We start from the raw sequence: 433 nt of genomic DNA, 5'->3' as shown, positions 1-433 counted from the left end.
TGTTTTCAGACGGCATGAGGAGAAGCAATGAAAGTAGCGATTGTTGATTATGGAATGGGAAACCTGCACTCAGTATTGAAATCTGTTCAGGCGGCGCAGGTTTTGTCTAATCAAAATGCCGAGGTTTATCTGACTTCGCGGCCTGAAGAGGTGATGGCGGCGGATAAGGTTATCTTTCCAGGGCAGGGTGCCATGCCGGATTGCATGTCGGCGCTGGAGGCAAGCGGTTTGGGTGAGGCGGTTTCAGACGGCCTGAAAAACAAGCCGTTTTTTGGAATTTGCGTAGGTGCGCAATTATTGTTTGAACACAGTGAAGAAGGCGATACAGATGGTTTGGGTTGGTTTGAAGGTCAAGTAAAACGGTTTTTGCCCAATCAAACCGATGAGCAAGGAGGCCGTCTGAAAGTGCCGCATATGGGTTGGAATACAGTGC

The 433-nt window shown here is 49.0% G+C and carries 1 protein-coding gene; it reads left to right on the top strand.

What is annotated here, in order from left to right; all coding sequences use genetic code 11:
* Positions 1-27 precede the first annotated feature (27 nt).
* A partial coding sequence (gene hisH / locus ACTHUM_RS20010) for an imidazole glycerol phosphate synthase subunit HisH (RefSeq protein WP_440404007.1) occupies positions 28-433 on the top strand: 406 nt, incomplete at its 3' end.

Source organism: Neisseria sp. P0021.S006 (assembly GCF_051956895.1).
Note: the sequence above shows the minus strand (reverse complement) of the source record. Positions and strands in the feature narration are given on the sequence as shown.